Source organism: Nocardioides ultimimeridianus (assembly GCF_054777895.1).
This window is the reverse complement of record NZ_BAAHAB010000020.1, coordinates 12,080-25,599: the sequence shown is the minus strand read 5'-3', so window position 1 is coordinate 25,599 and position 13,520 is coordinate 12,080. Positions and strand designations below refer to the sequence as shown.

Sequence of the window (13,520 nt, the reverse complement as noted above, 5' to 3'; positions counted from 1 at the left end):
TGTCGGCAGCACCCGGCAGACTGGCGTCATGACCTCGGACCCCGACAAGAGCGCGGTGTACGCCGCTGAGGACCAGCTCGCGTCCTGGCTGGACCGGGTGACCCCCGAGCAGCCCACGGTCAGCATCGACGGAGCCCTCCACGAGCCCGAGGTCGAGCCGCGGTTCACCGATCCCGAGGCCGTCCAGCGGTACGTCGACCAGGTGCTCACCCACCTGCGCGACCGCGGCGCCGACTACGACGGCCGCGAGCAGCAGGCGGTCCGGGTCCGGTCCCGCGCCGGCCACCGGATGGCCGTCTACCTCGCGGAGACCGCGACCATCGCCGTGCCGACCTTCGAGGTCGGCGGCCGGTGGGCGCTGCGGGGCCTGGTGGTCCTGCACGAGCTGGCCCACCACCTGGCCGAGGACCTCGACCACGGCGCCGGCTTCCGGTCGACGTACCTGCGACTGCTCGAGGACATCGGCAGCCCGGTCATCGCCCAGCTCCTCCACGTGGCGTACGCCGCCGAGGGGCTCGAGCAGGTCACCCACTCCCTCGATGACGGCACGCTCGCCAGGATCGCCAAGCTGCTGCGCCAGGCCGAGGGCACCCGCAACGACCACGAGCGCGACGCGTTCCTCGGCAAGGCCCAGGCTCTCGCGACGCGGCACTCGATCGCGCTGGCCGTCGCACGCGCCCACACCGCCCGCCAGGAGCAGCGCGAGCAGCCCGGCTCGGAGCACTACCGGATCGGCGAGCCCGGCCGGCGCGGCCTGGCGCGCTACGTGCGGCTGCTGCTGAACATCGCCCACGCCAACGACCTGCGCTGCACGATCAACAGCGACTCCACGGGCGTCACGATGTACGGCTTCCCCACCGACATCGCCGTCACCAAGGCGCTCTACGAGTCGCTGCTGGTGCAGATGGTCGCCGACTGCGAGCGCTACCTGCGGGCCGGCGAGCGCGACGTCGCGACCGTCTGGGACCAGCGCCGCCGGCGGTACGTCGCCAAGCCCGTCGCCACGATCACGGCCCGCCTGGCCTTCTACGAGGCGTACGCCGCCCGCATCGGCGAGCGGCTGCAGGCCTCCCGCGCGGCCACCGTGGCGGAGGTGGAGGCGGCCGCTCCCGCGTCCGGGGAGACCGCGCTCGCGCTGCGCCAGAAGGAGGTCGACGTCCACGACCACTTCGCCGAGGCACTGCGCCGCAACAACGTCCGCGGCACCTGGTCCGCCGATCGCCGCTCCTCGGCCCACACCGCGCCCAGCGCCGCGCACGAGGGCGACCGGGCCGCGCGCCGGGCGCGGCTCAGCGACGACAAGTCCCTCGACGCCGCAGGCTAGCGCGACGGCTAGGTGACGGCGGTCCGGGACGAGCTAACCTGCTCGTAGCGCCGCTCCTCCACGATCCGGCGGATCGCGTCCATCCCGTCCCAGACATCGGCGAAGCGCGTGGTCAGCGGCGAGAAGCCGAGCCGCAGCCCGTCCGGCTCGCGGAAGTCGGGCACGGTGTCCTCGAGCTCGATCAAGGCCCGGCAGATCCGGTAGGACTCCGGATGCGACACCGAGACGTGCCCGCCGCGCGCACCGGCGTCGCGGGGCGTGACGAGGGTGAACCCCAGGCCGGCCAGGTGCTCGTCGTACAGCTCGACGGCCAGGGAGATCAGGGCGACGCTCTTGGCGCGGATCCGGTCGATGCCGGCCTCGGCGAACAGCTCGAGACCCGCCTCGACCGCGGAGCCGGCCAGGATGCTCGGCGTACCGCTCAGGAACCGGCGGATCCCCGGCACCGGAGCGAAGGACGGCCCCATCGCGAACTGGTCGGTCTGCCCGAACCAGCCCCAGATCGGCGGCTCGAGCTCGGCCTGGAGGCGCGAGGCGACGTACAGGAACGCCGGCGCGCCGGGGCCGCCGTTGAGGTACTTGTACGTGCAGCCGACCGCAAGGTCGACCCCGGCCGCGTCGAGGTCGACGGGCACGGCGCCGGCGCTGTGGCAGAGGTCCCAGAGCACCAGAGCCCCCGCGGAATGGGCGATCCGGGTGATCTCGTGCAGGTCCGCGAGGGCGCCGGACCGGTAGTCGACGTGCGACAACGTCACCACGGCGGTGTCCGGGCCGACCACGGCCTCGACGTCCGCCGGCGTCACGCCGAGCACCGGGTCCGCGGCGAGCGGCCGCACAGTCAGGTCGCGTGCGCGGGCGAGCCCGTCGACGACGTACCTGTCGGTGGGGAAGTTCAGCGGGTCCGCCACGATCTCCGACCGGCCGGGGCGTGCGTCGAGCGCAGCGGCGAGGAGCTTGTAGAAGTTCACGGTCGTGGAGTCCGCGAGCGCCACCTGCCCGGCGTCGGCGCCGACCACGTAGCGGCCGATCAGGTCGCCCACCCGCACCGGCAGCTCGTGCCAGCCCTCGTTCCACGAGCGGATCAGCCGCTCGCCCCACTCGCGCTGGACCACTTGCGCGAGCCACTCCGGCGTCGCGCGCGGCAGGGCGCCGAGGGAGTTGCCGTCGAGGTAGTTCAGGCCGTGGGGCAGCAGGAAGCGGTCACGGTACGACGCCAGCGGGTCCGCGGCGTCGAGCGCTACCGCCTCGTCGCGGCCGGTCACGACGGATCCACGGAGTGGTGGATGAACAGCTCCTCCGCCAGCACGGCGCCGGCCGTGTCGAGCTCCTTCGGATCCACGACGAACGCGTCCGGTCCGGCGGCGAGCATCAGCATCCCGACCCGCTGCTCCAGCGGCGGCAGCAGCTCCACGTCGACCACCACCGACTCCTCGTCGTCGTGGACGAAGGTCACCTGCTCGGCGTACATGTCGGCGGCCCAGCGTCCCGACTGCGGCAGGCAGAGCTGGACCCGCGTCGTCGCGCGCTGGCCGGCCAGCAGCCCGGTCGCCTCGGGCGTGACCTCGAACGTCTGGTCCAGCAGCTCCGCCTCACGGATGTTGGAGAGGAGGTAGGTGCGCAGCGATCCGTTGGCACGGACCGGGCCGGCGTCGACCTCCCAGCCACGCCGGGTCTGCACCAGGCGCAGCGGCTCGATCACGAGCTCGCCGACGCCGTGCTCCCAGGACCGCGAGTAGACGATCCGCACGCGACGGTGCTCCTCCTGGGCCCGCTGCAGGGTCTGCAGCGGACGGTTCCACTGCGCCGCCGCCGGCGGCGGTACGGCGACGTCCTCGCCGAACAGCGTCTCGGTCAGCACGTCGATCGCGCCGAGGAGGTCCTCGTCGTCGGGGTCGATGTCGGCGCGCGCCCGGGCCGCGCTGTAGACGAGGGCGAGCTCGGCGGCGTCGACGTACTCGACCCCGAGCTCGTCGGCGGGCTGGATGATCCGCACGACCTGCGCGTCCTCGGGCAGGGCGTCGTCGCCGTCGGGGCCGAGGAACTCCAGCACGTCGGGACGGCACAGGCCGAGCATGATGCCGAGGTCGGCGGCGAAGAACGCGGCGAGGTCCTCGCGCAGCTCGGCCACCTTGATGCCGAGATCGTCGGCGAGCTCGTTGAGCGGCAGGCCGTCGGGGTGCTCGGCGAGGCGCGCGAACACCTCCGGCAGCCGGGCGATGCGGGCGACGTACTTGGGGACGCTCATCGGTCCTCCCTCAGGCCCGCGAAGCCCGCGAGCTCCTCGATCAGCGCCGCGCGGACGCTCTCGGGCCCGACCACGCGCACCCGGGTGCCGAGCTCGAAGAGCCGGGCGTGCAGGGCGGCGCGGTGGGTGACGCGGTAGGTCATCGTGACGCGGCCGTCCGGCTCGACGCGGGAGGAGGTCGGGCTGCCCAGCCAGCGGCGTACGTCGGGCTCGTAGTCGGTCGTCGTGCTGAGCGTGACGTCGATCGGCTCGTCGATCTCCCAGGTCATCGGGTGCAGCCCGGCGTGCCGGGCGGCGGTCACGGGCCGCGCCGTGCCGGGCGGGTCGATCGCGACGTCCTTCATCCGGGCGACCACGAAGGTCTTGACGAGACCGGCGTCGAGATCGGCGTCCTCGACACCGCGGAGGTACCAGCGGGCGTTCTGGATGCGCACCGACTCGGGGTGGACGACGCGCAGGGTGCCCTTGTAGCCGAAGTGCAGCAGGCAGCGGCCGCGCACGGCACGCACGCACGCCGACAGCGCTGCCGAGGCCTCCCCCTCGGCCGCGTCGGGCTCCATCGCGGCCGACACCGTGGCCGGGCGCGCCGCGTCGGAGAGCCCGAGCCGCTCGACGAGGTCGTCGCGGTCGGCCAGCAGCACGGCGCGACGCAGGGCGGTCTGCTGCGCGGGCGTCAGCCGCACCCGCAGCCGGTTGTCCACGGCGGTCATCCGCCAGCGGGCGGGCTCGCCCTTGGCGGCGATGTTGTCGATCTGCCAGCCCTGCCGGTTGAGGAACCTGATCTCGCGCGACAGCGAGTCGGCCCGGTCCTCCCCGGTGAAGCCGGCCACCTCGGCGAGCCGCTCCCCCGAGACGCCCTGCAGCGGGGCGTCGCGCAGGACCGCCGCGATCCGGATCAACCTCTCCATCGGCTCGCGCTGGTCACGTCCCGGCCCCGCCATGGCCCCTCCCGAAGCTCCGTGTTGTGGTCTGGCTCAGTCGAACGAGCCGTGCCGGCCCGCCCCGCCCGCGAACCTGCCCGCACCCGCGACCGTATCGGCTGCCAGGGAGACCTCGCCGTGTTTCCACTCGTTCGCGATCGCCTCGTCCAGCGCCAGCGCCTCCTGCTCGTACGCCGACAACCGGTCCTGCCGCATCGTCGTCTGCGGGAAGCGGGCGAGCTGCTCGGCCAGCGCCACGGCCTCCTCCAGCGCCGCGCCCGGTGCGCTGACGCGGTTGGCGAGCCCCATCCGCAGCGCCTCCTCGGCGCCGACCTCGCGGCCGGTGAGGATCAGGTCCAGGGCGTGGGAGTGGCCGATCAGGCGCGGCAGCCGCACGGTGCCGCCGTCGATGAGGGGCACACCCCAGCGCCGGCAGAACACGCCGAACGCGGCGGCCGGGTCGGCCACGCGCAGGTCACACCAGACCGCGAGCTCGAGCCCGCCCGCGACCGCATAGCCCTCGACCGCGGCGATGACCGGCTTGGACAGCAGCATCCGGGTGGGCCCCATGCCGGCGGGCCCGATCCCCGGCGGACCGACCTCGACGTCCCCGCGGGTGACCGCCTTCAGATCGGCACCGGCGCAGAAGACACCTCCGGCGCCGTACAGGACCGCGACGGAGGCGGTGTCGTCCGCGTCGAACTCCTCGAACGCCGCCGTCAGGGCACGGGCGTGCTCCGCGTCGACCGCGTTGCGGACCTCGGGACGGCGCAGCGTGACGATCGTGACCGGTCCGCGACGCTCGACCTCGACGACCACGGTTGCTCCTAGAGGTAGAGGCCGGCGGCCTCGTCGGCCAGCCGGTCGGCGGCCACGGCGTGGATGTCACGCTCGCGCATCACGACGTAGACCTCGCCGTGGACCTCGACCTCGGCCTTGTCCTCGGGGTCGTAGAGGACCCGGTCGCCCTTCTCGACGGCGCGCGCGTGCGGGCCGACGGCGACCACACGCGACCAGGCCAGCCGCTTGCCACCCATGGCGGCGGTCGCGGGGATGACGATCCCGCCGGCCGAGCGACGCTCGCCGGCCTCGCTGTCGATCTCGCACAGGATGCGGTCGTGCAGCATCTTGATGGGCATCTTCTCGGTGGCGTCGGCCACCTCGAAGGAGCTCACCTGACGAGCTTGCGGATCACCACGAAAGCGGCGATCACGCCGACCACACCGCCGACGGTCTTCAGGATGTTGTCGGTCCGGGGCTGGCCCTGGGCGTCGACGTAGTGCGCCTTGACGGCCGCGACCTCGCGCCCGACCACGGTCTTGGGGCTCGATCGGTACACCAGCTGGTCGATGGTGTTGGCGAGGCGGTCGCGTGCCTCTTCGATCTCGCGCTCGATCTCCGATGGGTTGGTCACACAGGCAGGCTACCAATGGGATGCTGTGTGCATGACCGCACGCCTCGGACCCGGAGACACCGCCCCCGACTTCACGCTCAGCGACGACACCGGCATCGAGGTGTCGCTGGCCGAGGCGCGCAAGGACGGCAAGGTCGTCGTCTACTTCTACCCGGCCGCGATGACGCCAGGCTGCACCACGCAGGCCTGCGACTTCACCGACTCGCTCGACTCGCTGAAGGCGGCCGGCTACACGGTGCTCGGCGTCTCCAAGGACAGCCCCGAGAAGCTGGCCAAGTTCCGCGAGCGCGACGGCCTGACGATCACCCTGCTGTCCGACCCGGACCTCGCGGTGCACCGGGCCTACGCGGCGTACGGGGAGAAGAAGCTGTACGGCAAGACCGTCGAGGGCGTCATCCGCTCGACCTTCGTGGTCGGCGCCGACGGCAAGATCGAGCTCGCGCAGTACAACGTCAAGGCCACCGGCCACGTCGCCAAGCTCCGCCGCGACCTCGGGATCTGATCCGATGCAGCTCGCCGCCGCCCTCGCCGACCTGGCGCGCGACCGGGGGACCGCACTGTTCCGCGATCCGCTGACCTTCCGCGCGGCACTCGACGACTACCTGGACGAGGGTACGGCGAGCTCGGGCACCATCAACCTGCTCACCGACGCCGTCCGGCTCGGCGCCGTCGACGGCATGCTCACCATGCTCGACAGCGGCGCCCAGGTGCAGGCGGCCGTCGAGTCCTCGGGGCAGCGCCTCGCACGCGACCGCGGCAGCAACGACGACCGCGGCTGCCAGTGGGCGTGTGCCGTGCTGGGCTTCGCGCTCGGCCGGGTGCCGGCGCAGCTGGTGCAGAGCCTCGACCCGGGCTCCGGGTCGGTGCCGGCTGCCTCGCCGGCCCCGCCCGCCCCGCCGGTGATGAGCCCGCCGATGATGAGTCCGCCGATGACGAGCCCGCCGGCCGCGCCGGTGATGAGTCCCCCGGCGGCGTACGGGCAGCCCGCGTGGCAGTCCGCGCCGGCGTACGGATCCTGGCAGGCGCAGCCGCCGCGCAAGAGCCGCACCGGCCTGGTCGTGGGCCTCGTGATCGGCGCGGTCGTGCTGCTGGGCGGCATCGGCGGGCTGGTCGCGCTGGTCGCCAACAGCGGCGGCGACGACCCGGCACCGACGCACAGCACGACCACCACGTCCGCGCCGGTCGCGACCGGCGACACCCTCGACGGCACCGGCTACACGGTCGCCATGCCGACCGGATGGACCGACCAGACCGACAACTACCCGTCCGACTCCCCGAACCTCGACAAGATCGCGGTCAACGCCGACTCGATCAGCGGGTCGACGGCCAACGTCGCCATCGCGACCTCGGAGACCTTCGGCACCACCGACCCGGAGTCGGTGCGGTCCAGCTGGGAGAAGGGCCTGCGCAACGCCGACCCCACCGCCAACGTCGCCGACATCGCCGACAAGGACATCGACGGCGAGCAGGCGATCGGCGCGTCGGTGACTCGCTCGGGAAGCACCGGCACCCTGCACCAGACGGCGTACCTCGTCGTCCACGGCGGCACCGGCTACACGATCGTGTTCACCTACCTCGACGGCGACACCGGCCAGTCGGGCGTCTTCGACTCGTTCCTCGCGGGCTGGGCCTGGAGCTGATCCGGGGCCTGTGGAACGACATTCGACGAAGGACCCGGGGCTGCTTAGCGTCACAGCATGAACGGAACTCGGGCTCGTCGGAAGTACACGCCAGAACTTCTCGCGCCGTTGGTCGCGCAATCGACGTCAGTAGCCGGCGTCTTGCGACTCCTCGGCCTACGTCAGAACGGCGGTGCACACGCGCACATCAGCCGAACAATCAAGCGCTTCGATCTCGATACGTCTCACTTCACGCTCTACAACCCGACGTCGCACGACCACAGACGGAAGGCGGCAAGTGAAATCCTCGTCAGACGATCGGTCAGTTCGCCGCGTGAGAAGCCGTCACTCTTGAAGCGAGCCCTCATGGAGTCCGGCATTCCCTATCGCTGTGCGCTGTGTGGCAACGACGGGACCTGGCAGGGCCTCCCGCTCACCCTCGAGATCGATCACATCGACGGCGACTTCCTCAACAACGAACAGTCCAACCTTCGCTTCCTCTGCCCGAACTGCCATCGCCAGACGGCGAACTTCGCTGGACGAAGCAGCGGGAAGTTCACTGCCGACAAAGGCGCTGTTCGGCCAACTGCATAAACTCTCGGCTGCGCGCCCGTAGCCCAACTGGCAGGAGGCAACACGTTTAGGTCGTGTGCAGTGTGAGTTCGAATCTCACCGGGCGCACCAAGGGTGATCAGCCCTCTTCGCGCAGCCGGGGCTCGGTCCGGTTCTCGGGCTTGAAGCCGCGCTTGTCGGCGTAGAAGGCCCGCACCAGATCCATGTCGGCCCGTACGTCGCCGGACGGCGTGAACGTCGGGCCCATCCCGAGGGTGCGGGTCGGGCCGTCGACGAAGCCGAGCGAGACCGGGAGCCCGGTCTGCTGGGAGAGCCGCAGGAACCCCGACTTCCAGTACTCGCCCTTGGAGCGGGTGCCCTCGGCCGCCAGGCAGAGCAGGAACGAGTCGTCGGCCTCGGCGAGCATGGCCCGGATGGTCGGGCCCGGGTCGGATCGATCCAGCGGGACACCGCCGAGCGCCCGCAGCAGCGGGCCGAGCGGCCCCTTGAAGAAGGACTCCTTGATCAGCACCTGCGGTTGGACGCCACTGCTCCAGGCGATGGCCAGCATCGCCACGAAGTCCCAGTTGGAGGTGTGCGGTGCACCGACCAGGATGCCGCGTTGCGGCACCTCGCCGACCAGCCGCCAACGGGTGAGGCGCAGCAGGGTCCGGGCGAGGACGGGTCGCAGGCTCATCGCGGTCCTCCGCTCAGCAGCGCCGCGACCTGCGGCGCGATCTCGCGCAACGCCCGCCCGCGGTGGGAGATGGCGTCCTTATCGTCCTTGGACAGCTCGGCCGTGGTGACGCCGGGGCGATCGTCGGCCTCGAAGAGCACGTCGTAGCCGAAGCCGCCGCTCCCCCGCACCTCCCGGATGACCCGGCCGTCCATCCGGCCCTCGACCACGAGCTCGTGCCCGTCGGGGAGCACGAGGGCGACGGCACAGGTGAAGTGCGCCGTACGCCGCTCATCCGGTACGTCGAGCAGCTGGTCGAGCAGCAACGCGTTGTTGCGCTCGTCGGACTTGGGCCGCCCGCTCCAGCGCGCGGAGAGCACACCGGGCATCCCGTTGAGCGCGTCGACGCACAGCCCGCTGTCGTCGGCGATCGTGGCCAGGCCGGTCGCCGCGACCCCGGCGCGGGCCTTGAGCAGCGCGTTGCCGGCGAACGTGGGCTCGTCCTCGACCGGCTCGTCGTACGACGCCACGTCGCCCAGCCCCAGCACCTCGACCGCATCCAGGTGGGCGGCGAGGATCCGCTGCATCTCCTCGACCTTCTTGGCGTTGCCGGACGCGACCAACACCCGCGTCACGAGGAGAGCGCCTCCTGCTGCAGGCGGGTCAGGTCGGCGCAGCCCTTCTCGCCCAACGCGAGCAGGGCGTCGAGCTCGGCGCGGTCGAACGCCGCGCCCTCGGCGGTGCCCTGCACCTCGACGTACTTCCCCTCGCCGGTCATCACGATGTTCATGTCGGTCTCGGCCCGCACGTCCTCGACGTAGGGCAGGTCCAGCCGCGGCACGCCGTCGATGATGCCGACCGACACCGCAGCGACCGAACCGGTCAGCGCACCCGAGACCCCGAGCTTGGCGCAGGCGTCGGCGAGGGCGACGTACGCGCCCGTGATCGCCGCGGTGCGGGTGCCGCCGTCGGCCTGCAGCACGTCGCAGTCGATCTGGATGGTGTTCTCGCCGAGGGCCTTGTCGTCGATGATCGCGCGCAGCGAGCGGCCGATCAGCCGCGAGATCTCGTGGGTGCGACCACCGATCCGGCCCTTGACCGACTCCCGGTCCGAGCGGGTGTTGGTGGACGCCGGGAGCATGGAGTACTCCGCCGTCACCCAGCCGAGTCCAGAGCCCTTGCGCCACCGCGGGACGCCCACCGAGGCCGACGCGCAGCACAGCACCCGGGTCTTGCCGAACTCCACCAGGACCGAGCCTGCGGGGTTGTCCAGCCAGTTGCGCGTGATCCTGATCGGGCGCAGCTCGTCGTCGGCGCGGCCGTCTTCGCGGGTCGTCATGGTCCGACCCTAACGAGGGGCTCACCGAGGGGTCCGGCGGCCCCGCAGGCGGTCCCAGTCGGCCCGGGTGTTGGTCTCGGGGAACGGCTCGTCCGGCACCGGTACGCCGAGAGCGGCACACAGCGGCTCCCACCCGTCACCGGGTCGCCACTCGACCAGTCGCTCGGGCGGCACCGTCGCGCGGACGTGCGCGTTGTGGCGCTCGTACGCCGCCATCGCCTCCTCCGGGTCGAGGACCCGGGGCGTGAAGCGGGCGGCCAGGACCTCGGTGAACATCCGCACGATCGGGTTGATCGGGGCCAGGCGCGCGTAGCGGAAGATCGTCTCGTGGGCGCTGCGGTGCCACGCCACGGGGCTGTCGCGGGTGGACAGCACCACGATCGCGTCGGGGTACGTCGCCGCGATGTCCTCCCAGAACGCCGAGGCCGGCCAGTCGACCACGGCCGCGTAGCCGTCCAGGAAACCCGCCCAGTCGACGGGCTCGCCGCGCGCGGCCGCCCGCCAGAACCGGAGATGGCGACCGCGGCCCAGGTCGAAGAGCACGCTGCCGTGGTAGCACGGCCCATCGAGCAGTCGTTCCAGCGCCGTCTTGAGCGACAGGGTCCCCGTCCGCCCCACGCCCGCGCCGACCACTCGTGCCGTCATGTCCGCAGGCTAGGTCCGACCCACCGCGAGGCGGAGCGGTCCGGGGCACGCGATCGGATTCCTTGTCCGGAGCTGACAAAGCCGGCGCTGCGGATGTGGTCAGCCGACAGCGACCGCGACCGCCCGCCGCACCGCCCACGGCCCCAGGTCGCGGGCCCGGCGCCCGATCCACGGAGCACCCTCGGCGAGCATCCAGGCGGCGTCCCCCCGCCAGGTCCGAGGTACGCCGCCGCACGGCTCCGCCTCGGGAGGTACGACGTCGAAGCCGCCCTGCCGCAGCACGTCCGCCATCGCGATGGCGAGTGCCCGGTGGCCGATCTCGGAGGGGTGGAACCGGTCGACGGACCAGGACTCGCGACAGGTCAGCTCGGCCCGACCCGCGAGGTCGAGCCGCAGTCCGCCGTACGTCTCGTGCAGCTCGTCGTACACCTCGTTGACGCGGTCGATCCGCGCCTTGAGCGGGCGCCGGAGGAAGCCCGGCAGGCCTAGCACCTCGCCGTGGTCGTGGAAGCGGATCGTGAGCAGGGTGGCGCCCTCGGTGGCGAGCCGCCCGCCGATCGCGAACAGGTCCTCGCGCACCCGCACGGGGTCCCAGGTCGAGCGCAGGGTGTCGTTCATGCCGACGACCAGCGACGCCAGGTCCGGCCGGTGCGTGACCGCGTCGGCGAGCTGCTGCTCGCGGACCACCGAGGTCGTCGCGCCGGAGATCGCGAGGTTGCAGAACGACACGTCGTACGACGCCGTGAGCGACTCTGCCAGCAGGCGGGCCCAGCCCCGCCACGCCCCGCCGTGCACCCGGTCCCCGATGCCGACCGTGGTCGAGTCCCCCAACGCCGCGTACCGCAGGTAGCCGCCAGTCACAGCCTTCAGCGTGGCGGTCGCGGGTACCGGACGGACACCACGAGGTGTCGCGTCCGGCAACCCTGGATGACTAGTTGAGCACCTACTTCAGCTCCGCGCGCAGGACGCGCCAGATGCCGAAGCCGAGCGGCAGGCCCACCCAGATCAGCACCGAGACGGCGATGTGGGCCACGCCCAGCAACCCGGTGTCCAGCGACACCCCGTTCGCGGCGAGCTCGAAGCGGGTCGAGTCGTCCACGCCGAAGGGCAGCATCGCGATCCGCATGCTGATCCAGGGGAACAGCGAGTGGCCCCAGCCGGTCGCGATCCAGAGCACGTACATGATGCCCGGGATGATCACCCCGCCCTCGAGGATCCAGCCGTAGACGTAGTAGATCGCCAGTGCGCCGGGGCTGCTGAGCAGCAGCAGCCCGAGGCCGAACCCCATGAGCAGGTAGAGCACCTGGGTCATCAGCGCGATCACGATGTCGCTGGTGGTGATGTTCCAGACGGTCGTCGAGCCCGCGAGCCCCGCGCCGAGGACGTTGCCGACGGGGACCAGGACGAGCGCGAGCGCGATCGTCGCCACGCCCAGGATCGTGACCGACACCAGCTTGGCGAGGACCACCCGGAGCCGGCTCGGCTCCAGGCAGAAGGTCGTCATCGCGGTGCGCTGGCCCCACTCCTGGGTCACGATCGTGATCGCGAGCACGGGCACCAGCATGGCCACGGGGATGGTGAGGATGCTCAGCCAGTCGTGCGCGGTCGGGGACGAGCTCGACAGGCCCGAGACGAGCAGCACGATGCCGAAGACCAGCAGGAGCAGGCCCGAGCTGATGCCGAGCAGCCACAGGCCACCGCGGGTGTCGACGAGCTTGCGCGCCTCGGTCCGGACCAGGCGGACGAAGGGGACGCGGCGGGTGCCCGACACGTCCAGGGTCTGCAGGGGCATGCCGGTCGTGCCGCTCACGAGGGGACTCCGATCGCGTCGCGCTGGGTCGGTGAGGTGAGCTCGAGGAAGAGGTCCTCGAGGCTGGCGCCGTCGTCGCGCAGATCGGTCAGGACCACCTGGGCCGACAGCGCGACCCGGCCCACCTGCTCGGTCGTCGCGCCGACCTGCAGCCCGGCGCCCCGCTGCTGCACGGGCATCCCGGCGGCGGCCAGGGCCGCGGCGAGGGCCGCGTTGTCGAGCGAGGTCACCAGTGCGCTGGCGGTCCCCTGGCGGCTGGCGAGCAGCGCCTGCTTGTCACCCTGCGCGACGATCCGGCCATGTCCGATGAGGATCATCTCGTCCGCGATCAGCTCGACCTCGTTGAGCAGGTGGCTGGACAGCAGCACGGTGCCGCCCCGGTCGGCGTACTCCTTGAGCAGGCCGCGCATCCAGCGGATGCCGGCCGGGTCGAGGCCGTTCGCCGGCTCGTCGAGGATCAGCACCTGCGGGTCACCGAGCAGCGCGTGCGCGATGCCGAGCCGCTGCTTCATGCCCAGCGAGTAGTCGCGCAGCCTCCGCTTCGCCTCCGGCGGCGTGAGGCCGACGACCTCCAGCAGCTGCCCCACCCGCGCCGAGGGCAGGCCCATCATCGTCGCCGCCAGGGTCAGGATCTCCCGGCCGGTGCGCCCGCCGTGCTGCGCCGAGGCGTCCAGCAGCACACCGACGTGACGCCCGGGGTTCGGGATGTCGGCGTACGCCATCCCCCCGATCGTGACCCTCCCGCGGGTGGCCGGCGTCAGCCCGACCATCACCCGCATCGTCGTCGACTTGCCGGCACCGTTCGGGCCGAGGAAGCCCGTCACCCGGCCGGGCTGGCACTGGAAGCTGACATCGTCGACGGCGGCGAACGCGCCGTAGGTCTTGGTCAGGTGGTCCACCGTGATCATGCGCTCAGCCTGCCGCATCGGTGGTCGGACCATGCCTGCCGAACGTCACGAGTTCTGGTGGCCCGCCC

17 protein-coding genes and 1 tRNA gene are annotated in these 13,520 nt (G+C 72.0%); 5 read left to right on the top strand and 13 right to left on the bottom strand.

Going from position 1 to position 13,520, the window contains the following annotated elements; all coding sequences use genetic code 11:
• Nucleotides 1–28: 28 nt before the first annotated feature.
• The gene (locus tag ACYU8V_RS17065) at nucleotides 29–1,324 is read left to right on the top strand and encodes a TIGR04338 family metallohydrolase (RefSeq protein WP_460849051.1); all 1,296 of its coding nucleotides are present in this window, start codon (nucleotides 29–31) and stop codon (nucleotides 1,322–1,324) included.
• Nucleotides 1,325–1,332: 8 nt separating this feature from the next.
• Here the strand turns inward: ACYU8V_RS17065 and kynU are convergent, their stop codons facing one another.
• The 6 genes from kynU to ACYU8V_RS17035 form a co-directional block, all read right to left on the bottom strand.
• Nucleotides 1,333–2,586: a kynureninase gene (kynU, locus tag ACYU8V_RS17060; RefSeq protein ID WP_460849049.1), complete on the bottom strand. Its 1,254-nt coding sequence runs from the start codon at nucleotides 2,584–2,586 to the stop codon at nucleotides 1,333–1,335.
• Nucleotides 2,583–3,569: a helix-turn-helix transcriptional regulator gene (locus tag ACYU8V_RS17055; RefSeq protein ID WP_460849048.1), complete on the bottom strand. Its 987-nt coding sequence runs from the start codon at nucleotides 3,567–3,569 to the stop codon at nucleotides 2,583–2,585. The genes kynU and ACYU8V_RS17055 overlap by 4 nt, the downstream gene beginning before the upstream one ends.
• Nucleotides 3,566–4,477: a helix-turn-helix transcriptional regulator gene (locus ACYU8V_RS17050; protein WP_460849046.1), complete on the bottom strand. Its 912-nt coding sequence runs from the start codon at nucleotides 4,475–4,477 to the stop codon at nucleotides 3,566–3,568. The genes ACYU8V_RS17055 and ACYU8V_RS17050 overlap by 4 nt, the downstream gene beginning before the upstream one ends.
• Before the next feature lie 66 nt (nucleotides 4,478–4,543).
• Complete coding sequence (locus ACYU8V_RS17045) at nucleotides 4,544–5,308, bottom strand: crotonase/enoyl-CoA hydratase family protein (RefSeq protein WP_460849045.1); 765 nt, start codon at nucleotides 5,306–5,308, stop codon at nucleotides 4,544–4,546.
• 8 nt (nucleotides 5,309–5,316) lie between these two features.
• Nucleotides 5,317–5,628, bottom strand: a complete 312-nt coding sequence (locus ACYU8V_RS17040) for a GroES family chaperonin (protein ID WP_460849273.1) — start codon at nucleotides 5,626–5,628, stop codon at nucleotides 5,317–5,319.
• Nucleotides 5,629–5,660: 32 nt separating this feature from the next.
• On the bottom strand, nucleotides 5,661–5,903 hold the full coding sequence (locus tag ACYU8V_RS17035) for a DUF3618 domain-containing protein (RefSeq protein ID WP_460849043.1): 243 nt from the start codon (nucleotides 5,901–5,903) through the stop codon (nucleotides 5,661–5,663).
• 31 nt (nucleotides 5,904–5,934) lie between these two features.
• Between ACYU8V_RS17035 and bcp the strand changes: the two genes are divergently transcribed.
• The 4 genes from bcp (at nucleotide 5,935) to ACYU8V_RS17015 (ending at nucleotide 8,206) form a co-directional block, all read left to right on the top strand.
• Complete coding sequence (bcp, locus tag ACYU8V_RS17030) at nucleotides 5,935–6,405, top strand: thioredoxin-dependent thiol peroxidase (RefSeq protein ID WP_460849042.1); 471 nt, start codon at nucleotides 5,935–5,937, stop codon at nucleotides 6,403–6,405.
• 4 nt (nucleotides 6,406–6,409) lie between these two features.
• Entirely contained in the window at nucleotides 6,410–7,543 is a 1,134-nt protein-coding gene (locus tag ACYU8V_RS17025; RefSeq protein WP_460849041.1) for a DcrB/PsbP domain-containing protein, read from the top strand.
• 57 nt (nucleotides 7,544–7,600) lie between these two features.
• A complete protein-coding gene (locus tag ACYU8V_RS17020; RefSeq protein ID WP_460849040.1) occupies nucleotides 7,601–8,116 on the top strand; it encodes an HNH endonuclease signature motif containing protein in 516 nt (171 codons plus the stop codon).
• Nucleotides 8,117–8,128: 12 nt separating this feature from the next.
• Nucleotides 8,129–8,206, top strand: a tRNA-Leu gene (locus tag ACYU8V_RS17015).
• A 7-nt stretch (nucleotides 8,207–8,213) separates the two neighbouring features.
• Here the strand turns inward: ACYU8V_RS17015 and ACYU8V_RS17010 are convergent.
• The 7 genes from ACYU8V_RS17010 to ACYU8V_RS16980 form a co-directional block, all read right to left on the bottom strand.
• Nucleotides 8,214–8,771: a 1-acyl-sn-glycerol-3-phosphate acyltransferase gene (locus ACYU8V_RS17010; protein ID WP_460849038.1), complete on the bottom strand. Its 558-nt coding sequence runs from the start codon at nucleotides 8,769–8,771 to the stop codon at nucleotides 8,214–8,216.
• A complete protein-coding gene (gene rdgB, locus ACYU8V_RS17005; protein ID WP_460849036.1) occupies nucleotides 8,768–9,385 on the bottom strand; it encodes an RdgB/HAM1 family non-canonical purine NTP pyrophosphatase in 618 nt (205 codons plus the stop codon). The genes ACYU8V_RS17010 and rdgB overlap by 4 nt, the downstream gene beginning before the upstream one ends.
• Nucleotides 9,382–10,089: a ribonuclease PH gene (gene rph, locus ACYU8V_RS17000; protein ID WP_460849035.1), complete on the bottom strand. Its 708-nt coding sequence runs from the start codon at nucleotides 10,087–10,089 to the stop codon at nucleotides 9,382–9,384. The genes rdgB and rph overlap by 4 nt, the downstream gene beginning before the upstream one ends.
• Nucleotides 10,090–10,110: 21 nt before the next feature.
• Entirely contained in the window at nucleotides 10,111–10,734 is a 624-nt protein-coding gene (locus ACYU8V_RS16995; protein ID WP_460849034.1) for a sulfotransferase family protein, read from the bottom strand.
• A 99-nt stretch (nucleotides 10,735–10,833) separates the two neighbouring features.
• Nucleotides 10,834–11,595: an SGNH/GDSL hydrolase family protein gene (locus ACYU8V_RS16990; RefSeq protein ID WP_460849032.1), complete on the bottom strand. Its 762-nt coding sequence runs from the start codon at nucleotides 11,593–11,595 to the stop codon at nucleotides 10,834–10,836.
• A gap of 82 nt (nucleotides 11,596–11,677) precedes the next feature.
• Nucleotides 11,678–12,544, bottom strand: coding sequence for a hypothetical protein (locus ACYU8V_RS16985; protein ID WP_460849031.1), 867 nt, complete (start codon nucleotides 12,542–12,544; stop codon nucleotides 11,678–11,680).
• Nucleotides 12,541–13,452 carry an ABC transporter ATP-binding protein gene (locus ACYU8V_RS16980; protein WP_460849029.1) on the bottom strand — a complete coding sequence of 304 codons (912 nt, stop codon included), beginning with the start codon at nucleotides 13,450–13,452 and terminating at the stop codon, nucleotides 12,541–12,543. The genes ACYU8V_RS16985 and ACYU8V_RS16980 overlap by 4 nt, the downstream gene beginning before the upstream one ends.
• Between the last annotated feature and the right edge of the window lie 68 nt (nucleotides 13,453–13,520).

Excerpts from the sequence above, each read along its gene's own strand:
- ACYU8V_RS16980 (WP_460849029.1), bottom strand. The coding sequence starts at position 13,452 with ATGATCACGGTGGACCACCTGACCAAGACCTACGGCGCGTTCGCCGCC.
- ACYU8V_RS17020 (WP_460849040.1), top strand. The coding sequence starts at position 7,601 with ATGAACGGAACTCGGGCTCGTCGGAAGTACACGCCAGAACTTCTCGCG.
- ACYU8V_RS17040 (WP_460849273.1), bottom strand. The coding sequence starts at position 5,628 with ATGCCCATCAAGATGCTGCACGACCGCATCCTGTGCGAGATCGACAGC.
- ACYU8V_RS17050 (WP_460849046.1), bottom strand. The coding sequence starts at position 4,477 with ATGGAGAGGTTGATCCGGATCGCGGCGGTCCTGCGCGACGCCCCGCTG.
- bcp (WP_460849042.1), top strand. The coding sequence starts at position 5,935 with ATGACCGCACGCCTCGGACCCGGAGACACCGCCCCCGACTTCACGCTC.
- rph (WP_460849035.1), bottom strand. The coding sequence starts at position 10,089 with ATGACGACCCGCGAAGACGGCCGCGCCGACGACGAGCTGCGCCCGATC.
- ACYU8V_RS17065 (WP_460849051.1), top strand. The coding sequence starts at position 29 with ATGACCTCGGACCCCGACAAGAGCGCGGTGTACGCCGCTGAGGACCAG.
- ACYU8V_RS17055 (WP_460849048.1), bottom strand. The coding sequence starts at position 3,569 with ATGAGCGTCCCCAAGTACGTCGCCCGCATCGCCCGGCTGCCGGAGGTG.
- ACYU8V_RS17010 (WP_460849038.1), bottom strand. The coding sequence starts at position 8,771 with ATGAGCCTGCGACCCGTCCTCGCCCGGACCCTGCTGCGCCTCACCCGT.
- ACYU8V_RS17025 (WP_460849041.1), top strand. The coding sequence starts at position 6,410 with ATGCAGCTCGCCGCCGCCCTCGCCGACCTGGCGCGCGACCGGGGGACC.
- ACYU8V_RS16995 (WP_460849034.1), bottom strand. The coding sequence starts at position 10,734 with ATGACGGCACGAGTGGTCGGCGCGGGCGTGGGGCGGACGGGGACCCTG.